Below are 6,503 nucleotides of genomic sequence, written 5' to 3'. Positions count from 1 at the left end.
CACCTTTCCGCGTTCGTGCCCGTTTCGGTCGAGGGCTGAAAACGTGCTAGGATATTGAGTTTGTATGGCGCCATTAGTGCGTCGTCAACCACCTCGTAAACAATCGTGCCGCTGCATACTGCCCCGCGCAGAGTTTTCTGCAAGGGAAGCTGATGCTTGTGGCACGGGCGTTTAGGCCTGTTCTGGCAAAATCCAGGCAGGTCAAGAGACACCCCGATCAACCGTTCCGCAAGGCTCATTCCGTATGCATGATTTCGGTCTGAGAACCGGCGCGACGCAAGGAGTAGAAATTGATTCAGCAGGAGTCGCGACTGAAGGTCGCCGACAACACGGGTGCTAAGGAAATCCTTACCATTCGCGTTCTCGGTGGATCCGGCCGTCGCTACGCAGGCATCGGTGACGTCATCGTCGCCACCGTCAAGGACGCTATCCCTGGCGGAAACGTAAAGAAGGGTGACGTCGTCAAGGCCGTCATCGTTCGTACCAAGAAGGAACGCCGCCGTGCGGATGGTTCCTACATCAAGTTTGACGAGAACGCAGCTGTGATCCTGAAGAACGACGGTGACCCCCGCGGTACCCGTATCTTCGGCCCGGTTGGTCGTGAACTTCGCGACAAGAAGTTCATGAAGATCGTTTCGCTGGCCCCGGAGGTGCTCTAGTCCATGGCTAAGATCAAGAAGGGTGACCTCGTTCAGGTCATCACCGGCGCCAAGCAGGAACGCGGCGGCGACCGCGGTAAGCAGGGCAAGGTCCTGCGCGTATTCCCCGACACCAACCGCGTGCTGGTAGAGGGAATCAACCGCGTCACCAAGCACACCAAGGTTGGACAGTCGCAGCGCGGCACCAAGACCGGCGGCATCGAGGTTGTTGAAGCCCCGATCCACGTCTCCAACGTTGCTCTGGTAGACCCGTCGACCAAGAAGCCGACCCGCGTTGGTTTCCGTCTCGACACCGTTGAGAAGGACGGCCGTACCAAGACCGTTCGCATCCGCGTGTCCAAGGCCACCGGGAAGGACATCTAATGACTGAGACTCTCGAGACTCCAGTGAAGATCGTTCCGCGTCTGAAGACGAAGTACGCAGAGACCATCAAGAAGTCGCTGCAGGACGAATTCAATTACGCGAACGTGAACCAGGTTCCCCGCCTGGTGAAGGTTGTAGTGAACATGGGTGTTGGAGATGCCGCCAAGGACTCCAAGCTGATCGACGGCGCTGTCCGCGACCTCACCCTGATCACCGGCCAGAAGCCGCAGGTAACCAAGGCCCGCAAGTCGATCGCACAGTTCAAGCTGCGCGAAGGCATGCCGATCGGTGCACACGCAACTCTGCGTGGCGACCGCATGTGGGAATTCGTGGATCGTCTGGTTTCGCTGGCTCTGCCGCGTATCCGTGACTTCCGCGGCCTCAACGGCAAGCAGTTCGACGGTAATGGCAACTACACCTTCGGTCTGACCGAGCAGGTTATGTTCCACGAAATCGACCAGGACTCCATCGACCGCGTTCGCGGTATGGACATCACGGTTGTAACCACCGCCAAGACCGACGACGAAGGCCGCGCGCTGCTCAAGGCGCTTGGTTTCCCGTTCAAGACCGAAAACTAACTACGTGACAGGTCCGTCCGCGCAGGTTCGTAAGAACACGCGCAGCGGAAACCGGTACGAGGAAGGGCTATAGCCCAAATGACTATGACAGATCCTGTCGCAGACATGCTCACGCGTCTGCGCAATGCAAACTCGGCATACCACGACTCCGTGTCCATGCCGTACAGCAAACTGAAGGCACGCGTTGCCGACATCCTCAAGGCTGAAGGCTTCATTGCCGGCTGGAAGGAAGAGGACGCAGAGGTTGGCAAGAAGCTGACCATCGACCTGAAGTTCGGTCCGAACCGCGAGCGTTCCATCGCTGGCGTCCGCCGCATCTCCAAGCCGGGTCTCCGCGTTTACGCGAAGTCCACCAACCTGCCTCACGTGCTGGGTGGCCTGGGTATCGCAATCCTGTCCACCTCTTCCGGCCTCCTGACTGACAAGCAGGCCGGTAAGAAGGGCGTGGGCGGCGAAGTCCTCGCGTACGTCTGGTAACGGGAAAGGAAGAGAATAATGTCACGTATTGGACGTCTCCCCATCACCGTTCCTGCCGGAGTTGAGGTCAAGCTCGATGGCTCCGTCATCAGCGTCAAGGGTTCCAAGGGCGAGCTGAGCCACACTGTTGCCAGCCCGATCGAGGTCTCCCTGGAAGAGAACACTCTCACGGTCACCCGCCCGAACGACGAGCGCAACTCGCGTTCGCTGCACGGCCTGACCCGCACCCTGATCGCCAACATGATCCAGGGCGTTACCGAGGGCTACGAGAAGAAGCTTGAAATCGTTGGTACCGGTTACCGCGTTCAGGCCAAGGGTTCTGACCTGGAGTTCGCTCTGGGCTTCAGCCACCCGGTCAACGTCTCTGCACCCGAAGGCATCACCTTCGTAGTAGAGGGTCCGACCAAGCTCTCTGTTGCGGGTATCAACAAGCAGCAGGTCGGCGAGGTTGCTGCCAACATTCGCAAGCTGCGCAAGCCCGACCCCTACAAGGGCAAGGGTGTCCGTTACGCCGGCGAAGTCATCCGCCGCAAGGTCGGAAAGGCTGGTAAGTAAACCATGGCCATCGCAATTAACAAGAAGCGTACGAACAAGAGCAAGTCGGCTGCACGCAACCGTCGCCAGCTTCGTATCCGCAAGCGCATCAGCGGCACGGCTGTACGTCCCCGTCTGGTCGTCAACCGTTCGGCACGCCACATCTTCGTCCAGGTTGTCGATGACAGCAAGGGTGTAACCGTGGCTTACGCTTCCACGTTGGAAGCTGACCTTCGCGCACTTGACGCAGACAAGACGGCCAAGGCCAAGCGCGTTGGCGAGCTCGTCGCAGAGCGCGCAAAGGCTGCAGGCGTCGAGGCTGTTGTCTTCGACCGTGGCGGTAACAAGTACCACGGCCGCATCGCCGCCGTCGCTGACGGTGCTCGCGAAGGTGGGCTGGCACTGTGACCGTTGAAAATAACGAAAAGGACATTCAGGTGACTGAAGCTGTAGCTGCTGAAGCAACTGAGACCGCACCCGCTACCGATGACCGCCGCGGCGGACGTCGTGGCGAGCGTGGCGACCGTGGCCAGGGCCGCGGCGACCGTGGTGGCCGTGGTGGCCGCGACGGCGGTCGTGAAGCCGAGAAGAGCCAGTTCGTAGAGCGCGTTGTCACCATCAACCGCGTTGCCAAGGTGGTCAAGGGTGGTCGTCGCTTCAGCTTCACCGCTCTGGTCGTCGTGGGTGACGGCAACGGTCTGGTCGGCGTTGGCTACGGCAAGGCCAAGGAAGTTCCCGCTGCTATCGCAAAGGGCGTAGAAGAGGCCAAGAAGTCCTTCTTCCGCGTTCCCCGCGTTGGCAACACCATCCCGCACCGCGTGCAGGGTGAGGCTGCTGCAGGCGTTGTCCTGCTGCGTCCGGCTTCCGCCGGTACCGGTGTTATCGCCGGTGGTCCGGTCCGCGCGGTATTGGAGTGCGTGGGTATCCACGACATCCTCTCCAAGTCGCTCGGTTCTTCCAACGCGATCAACATCGTTCACGCGACCGTTGACGCTCTGAAGCAGCTCGAAGAGCCCGCTTCCGTGGCTGCCCGCCGTGGCCTGCCGCTGGACGAGGTTGCTCCTGCTGCTCTGGTGCGCGCGCTCCAGAACCAGAAGGCAGGTGTTTAGTCATGGCTAAGAACCTGACTCCCTCCGACGCCAAGTTGGAGATCACCCAGATCAAGGGCGTCATCGGCGCCAAGCAGAACCAGATCGCTACCCTTCGGTCCCTCGGCCTGAAGCGCATCGGACACACCGTTGTCCGTACCGCTGACGCCGTGACCGTCGGTTACCTGAACACGGTTCCGCACCTCGTGAATGTAGAGGAGGCGAAGTAATGGCAGAGAACCAGACCGCCGCAGAGACTGCTGAGAAGCAGAACGCTCTGAAGGTCCACCACCTGCGTCCCGCCCCGGGTGCCAAGACCGCCAAGACCCGTGTTGGTCGTGGTGAAGGCTCCAAGGGTAAGACCGCTGGTCGCGGTACCAAGGGTACGAAGGCCCGCTACCAGGTAAAGGCTGGCTTTGCCGGCGGCCAGCTGCCGCTGCACATGCGCCTGCCGAAGCTGCGCGGCTTCAAGAACCCGTTCCGGGTTGAGTTCCAGGTTGTCAACCTGGAGAAGCTCAACGAGCTCTTCCCGGAAGGTGGCACTGTCACCGTTGAATCCCTGGTTGAAAAGGGCGCCGTTCGCAAGAACCAGCCCGTGAAGGTGCTCGGCACCGGCGACATCACCGTCAAGGTCGATGTCACGGCGCACGCCTTCTCTTCCAGCGCTTCGGAAAAGATCGCTGCAGCAGGCGGATCCACCACCACCCTCTAAGGGCGTGTGGGGCATCAGCCCGCTGTCATAAAGAATCCCGGTATGCGGGGCTTAGGCCCCGGATACCGGGATTTTTTTCGTGGTTGTGGACTCTCGATTATTACGACGGCGTCACAAGCAGTTAGACTCGGTTGTTGGGTTTCATTGAGCCCGACCACATCCTTGTACTTTCTACTCAGGAGGACGCTTGCTAAGCGCATTCGGCCGGGCGTTTCGGACGCCTGATTTGCGACGCAAGTTGTTGTTCACGCTGGGAATCATCACAATCTTCCGCTTGGGAGCTTTCATCCCCTCGCCTGGTGTGAACTACCAGAATGTCCAGCAATGCTTGAACAACGGTGACACCTCGCAGGGCATTTACCAGTTGGTGAACTTGTTCAGCGGCGGCGCGTTGCTGCAGGTCTCGATCTTTGCCCTGGGCATCATGCCCTACATCACGGCGAGCATCATCGTGCAGCTGCTCCGGGTGGTTATTCCCCGGTTCCAGCAGCTCTACGAAGAGGGTTCCTCGGGACAGTCCAAGCTGACGCAGTACACCCGGTACCTCACCATCGCCCTTGGCCTGCTGAACGCCACCACTTTGGTGTCCCTGGCACGGTCCGGGCAGCTGCTTCCCGGCTGTAACCTGCCGATCATCCCCGATGAGAGCATCATCACCACCCTCCTGATCATCATCACGCTGACGGCCGGCACCGGCCTGATCATGTGGATGGGTGAGCTCGTCACCGAGCGCGGTGTCGGCAACGGCATGTCCCTGCTGATCTTCACCTCCATCGCCGCCGGCTTCCCCCGCTCGCTGGGCTCCATCTGGGAGACCAAGGGCCCGGGCACCTTCTTCATCGTTTTGGCGATCGGCCTTCTCACCGTGGCCCTCGTGGTCTTCGTTGAGCAGTCGCAGCGCCGTGTTCCGGTGCAGTACGCCAAGCGCATGATCGGCCGCCGCACTGTTGGCGGTACCAGTACCTACATCCCCATCAAGGTGAACATGGCCGGCGTCGTGCCTGTCATCTTCGCTTCCTCCATGCTCTACCTGCCCGGCTTGATTTCGCAGTTCAACCAGCCGAAGCCAGGAGAGCAGATGGCTCCATGGGTTGAGTGGATCAACAACAACCTCACCCGTGGCGACCATCCCATTTACATGGCGCTTTACTTCGCCATGATTGTGTTCTTCACCTACTTCTATGTGGCCATCACCTTCAACCCTGAAGAAGTGTCGGACAACATGAAGAAGTACGGCGGGTTCATTCCGGGCATCCGGGCGGGTAAACCGACCGCGGACTACCTGCAATACGTGCTCTCCAGGATTACTTTGCCTGGAGCCCTCTACCTGGGCTTCGTGGCGTTGATTCCGCTGGTTGCACTCGTCCTGATCAATGCCAACCAGAACTTCCCGTTCGGTGGCACGTCAATCCTGATCATGGTGGGTGTTGGCCTGGAGACCGTCAAGCAGATTGATGCGCAGCTACAACAACGTCACTACGAAGGGCTTTTGCGATGACGAGAATGCTGATCATTGGACCTCCCGGTTCGGGTAAGGGTACACAGGCTGAGCGGATTTCCGAGCGCCTCGGCGTAGTCGCCATCTCCACGGGCGACATCTTCCGTGCCAACGTAAAGGGCGAAACCCCTTTGGGCATTGAAGCAAAGAAGTACATGGATGCCGGCGACTTTGTTCCGGACAGCGTCACGAACAACATGGTTCGCGACCGCCTGAGCCAGAGCGATGTCGAAAATGGCTTCCTCTTGGACGGTTACCCGCGCACCACTGCGCAGGTTGACTACCTTGACCAGATCCTCGCTGAGGGTGAGCAGGAGCTCGACGTCGTGCTCCAGCTGACCGCTGACGACGAAGAACTGGTTGCACGGCTTCTTGGCCGCGCCAAGGAAACGGGCCGCTCGGACGACAACGAGACCGTGATCCGTCACCGTCTTGACCTCTACCACGAGCAGACCGAAGCCGTGGTGGCGAAGTATGCCGAACGTGGAATCCTCACCCAGGTGGATGGCATCGGCGGTATCGATGAAGTTACCGACCGCGTGCTCACGGCCATCGAGTCGGCCAAGGCTGTCTAGGCTTTCCACATAGCCGGGC

12 protein-coding genes are annotated in these 6,503 nt (G+C 59.8%); 11 read left to right on the top strand and 1 reads right to left on the bottom strand.

All coding sequences use genetic code 11. The features are described 5' to 3' along the window. Positions 1-239: hypothetical protein (locus PQ627_RS19585; RefSeq protein WP_274262992.1), on the bottom strand; the 239-nt coding region annotated here is incomplete at its 3' end. A 51-nt stretch (positions 240-290) separates the two neighbouring features. Here PQ627_RS19585 and rplN point away from each other — a divergent pair. From rplN to PQ627_RS19530, 11 genes are all read left to right on the top strand, one after another. Continuing rightward, a complete protein-coding gene (gene rplN / locus PQ627_RS19580) occupies positions 291-659 on the top strand; it encodes a 50S ribosomal protein L14 (RefSeq protein ID WP_003803789.1) in 369 nt (122 codons plus the stop codon). Positions 660-662: 3 nt separating this feature from the next. After that, positions 663-1,022, top strand: coding sequence for a 50S ribosomal protein L24 (rplX, locus tag PQ627_RS19575; RefSeq protein WP_144659420.1), 360 nt, complete (start codon positions 663-665; stop codon positions 1,020-1,022). Next, on the top strand, positions 1,022-1,600 hold the full coding sequence (gene rplE / locus PQ627_RS19570; protein WP_144659421.1) for a 50S ribosomal protein L5: 579 nt from the start codon (positions 1,022-1,024) through the stop codon (positions 1,598-1,600). The genes rplX and rplE overlap by 1 nt, the downstream gene beginning before the upstream one ends. 78 nt (positions 1,601-1,678) lie before the next feature. Further along, positions 1,679-2,077 (top strand): 30S ribosomal protein S8, encoded by a 399-nt coding sequence (gene rpsH, locus PQ627_RS19565; protein ID WP_003803767.1) that lies wholly within the window; start codon positions 1,679-1,681, stop codon positions 2,075-2,077. 18 nt (positions 2,078-2,095) lie between these two features. Next, positions 2,096-2,632, top strand: a complete 537-nt coding sequence (rplF, locus tag PQ627_RS19560) for a 50S ribosomal protein L6 (protein WP_144659422.1) — start codon at positions 2,096-2,098, stop codon at positions 2,630-2,632. 3 nt (positions 2,633-2,635) lie between these two features. Further along, on the top strand, positions 2,636-3,019 hold the full coding sequence (rplR, locus tag PQ627_RS19555) for a 50S ribosomal protein L18 (protein ID WP_144659423.1): 384 nt from the start codon (positions 2,636-2,638) through the stop codon (positions 3,017-3,019). 29 nt (positions 3,020-3,048) lie between these two features. Then, the gene (gene rpsE / locus PQ627_RS19550) at positions 3,049-3,720 is read left to right on the top strand and encodes a 30S ribosomal protein S5 (protein ID WP_186313505.1); all 672 of its coding nucleotides are present in this window, start codon (positions 3,049-3,051) and stop codon (positions 3,718-3,720) included. Positions 3,721-3,722: 2 nt separating this feature from the next. Next, positions 3,723-3,929 carry a 50S ribosomal protein L30 gene (gene rpmD / locus PQ627_RS19545; protein WP_144659425.1) on the top strand — a complete coding sequence of 69 codons (207 nt, stop codon included), beginning with the start codon at positions 3,723-3,725 and terminating at the stop codon, positions 3,927-3,929. After that, on the top strand, positions 3,929-4,411 hold the full coding sequence (gene rplO, locus PQ627_RS19540) for a 50S ribosomal protein L15 (RefSeq protein ID WP_144659426.1): 483 nt from the start codon (positions 3,929-3,931) through the stop codon (positions 4,409-4,411). The genes rpmD and rplO overlap by 1 nt, the downstream gene beginning before the upstream one ends. Before the next feature lie 187 nt (positions 4,412-4,598). Next, on the top strand, positions 4,599-5,909 hold the full coding sequence (secY, locus tag PQ627_RS19535; protein WP_144659427.1) for a preprotein translocase subunit SecY: 1,311 nt from the start codon (positions 4,599-4,601) through the stop codon (positions 5,907-5,909). A gap of 5 nt (positions 5,910-5,914) precedes the next feature. After that, positions 5,915-6,484, top strand: coding sequence for an adenylate kinase (locus PQ627_RS19530; protein ID WP_174754477.1), 570 nt, complete (start codon positions 5,915-5,917; stop codon positions 6,482-6,484). The last annotated feature ends 19 nt before the right edge of the window (positions 6,485-6,503 follow it).

Source organism: Paenarthrobacter sp. AB444, from assembly GCF_028736865.1.
In the GTDB taxonomy this organism is placed as follows: domain Bacteria; phylum Actinomycetota; class Actinomycetes; order Actinomycetales; family Micrococcaceae; genus Arthrobacter; species Arthrobacter nicotinovorans_B.
Note: the sequence above shows the minus strand (reverse complement) of the source record. Positions and strands in the feature narration are given on the sequence as shown.

Excerpts from the sequence above, each read along its gene's own strand:
- rplE (WP_144659421.1), top strand. The coding sequence starts at position 1,022 with ATGACTGAGACTCTCGAGACTCCAGTGAAGATCGTTCCGCGTCTGAAG.
- rplX (WP_144659420.1), top strand. The coding sequence starts at position 663 with ATGGCTAAGATCAAGAAGGGTGACCTCGTTCAGGTCATCACCGGCGCC.
- rpmD (WP_144659425.1), top strand. The coding sequence starts at position 3,723 with ATGGCTAAGAACCTGACTCCCTCCGACGCCAAGTTGGAGATCACCCAG.
- rplO (WP_144659426.1), top strand. The coding sequence starts at position 3,929 with ATGGCAGAGAACCAGACCGCCGCAGAGACTGCTGAGAAGCAGAACGCT.
- rplF (WP_144659422.1), top strand. The coding sequence starts at position 2,096 with ATGTCACGTATTGGACGTCTCCCCATCACCGTTCCTGCCGGAGTTGAG.
- PQ627_RS19530 (WP_174754477.1), top strand. The coding sequence starts at position 5,915 with ATGCTGATCATTGGACCTCCCGGTTCGGGTAAGGGTACACAGGCTGAG.
- rplR (WP_144659423.1), top strand. The coding sequence starts at position 2,636 with ATGGCCATCGCAATTAACAAGAAGCGTACGAACAAGAGCAAGTCGGCT.
- rpsH (WP_003803767.1), top strand. The coding sequence starts at position 1,679 with ATGACTATGACAGATCCTGTCGCAGACATGCTCACGCGTCTGCGCAAT.